At 72.4% G+C, this 1,201-nt stretch carries 2 protein-coding genes; both read left to right on the top strand.

Translation table 11 applies throughout. From position 1 onward, the window contains the following. Positions 1–612, top strand: a 612-nt coding sequence (locus H5J33_RS35880) for an NAD(P)-dependent oxidoreductase (RefSeq protein ID WP_181798823.1), incomplete at its 5' end; no start/stop codon positions are given. Further along, positions 609–1,201, top strand: a 593-nt coding sequence (locus tag H5J33_RS35875; protein ID WP_181798821.1) for an amidohydrolase family protein, incomplete at its 3' end; no start/stop codon positions are given. The genes H5J33_RS35880 and H5J33_RS35875, both read left to right, overlap by 4 nt.

The raw sequence follows: 1,201 nt of genomic DNA, 5'->3' as shown, positions 1-1,201 counted from the left end.
CCGGGCACGCTGCTGTGCGCCAGCACCGTCGCCCCCGAGGAGATCGTCCAGATCGCCGGGGACCTGCCCGCCGCGCTGGACGTGGGCATGCTCGGCAACCGCGACCACGCCCGCGACGGCGAGCTGCGGCTGTTCGTCGGCGGCACGCGGGAGGCGTTCGCCGCCGCGGGTCCGCTGCTGCGGGCTCTGGGCAAGGACGTCGTCCATCTGGGCGCGCTCGGTTCCGGCATGCGGATGAAACTGCTCCTCAACCTGCTGATGGGCATCGAGGTGCAGGCGCTGGCCGAGGCCACCGAACTGGCGGAGGCCTGCGGACTGGACCGGCAGCTGGTCCTGAAGACCGTCGCGGGCAGCGGTTTCGCCTCGCCGGTCATGGCGTTCAAGTCGCGGCGGCTGGCGGCGGGCCGCTTCGACGAGCCGGACTTCCGGCTGCGGCTGATGGCGAAAGACCTCATGCTCGCTACCAAGCAGGCGGCAGCCGCCGGCCTGAGCCTGCCGCTGGCGACCGCCGCGGCGGAGACCCACGTCCGCGCCACCGAGCAAGGACTGGGCGACCAGGACTGTGCCGCGATCACCCGCGCACTGAGACCGAAACCGGGAACCGACACGTGATCATCGACATCCACGGGCACCTGTCCCCACCGGAAGCCGCCGAGCGCTTCCCCATGCCCCCGGCGCTGACCGACGTCGACGGCATGCTCGCCGCCCGCGCCGAGGCCGGCATCGACCTGACCATCATCGGCAGTCCCGTCGGGGCCGGGGCGATGGCGCGGGTGCCCGGCGTGGACAACTACGCGCAGCCGCGTGACCGGCTGCGCGCCTTCCACGCGTGGATGTCGAGCCTGATCCGCCGGTTCCCGGACCAGTTGCGCGGCTATGTGTACGCCAACCCGTTCGGGGACGACGATCACCTGGAGGGGGTGCGGGAGACCCTGGCGGACCCCGCGTTCGTCGGCCTGATCACCACCTCCAGCGTCCACGGGGAGCTGCTCGGCTCGCCGCGCGCCGACTCGTTCTTCGCGCTGGCCGCGGAGGCGGGGGTGCCGGTCCTGGTGCACGCCCCGGCGGAACCGGCCGGCACCGAACGGGTCGAGCAGACACCGTTCGTGGAGCAGATCGGCCGCTTCGGCGACGTCACCCTGGGCATGGCGATGATCGCGTTCGCCGGGTGGCTGGACAAGTACCCCGCTCTGCGGCTGAT

The sequence above is a fragment of the Streptomyces sp. WELS2 genome, from assembly GCF_013870595.1.
Classification (GTDB): domain Bacteria; phylum Actinomycetota; class Actinomycetes; order Streptomycetales; family Streptomycetaceae; genus Streptomyces.
The sequence above is the reverse complement of the archived record's forward strand: the minus strand, read 5'-3'. Positions and strand labels throughout refer to the sequence as shown.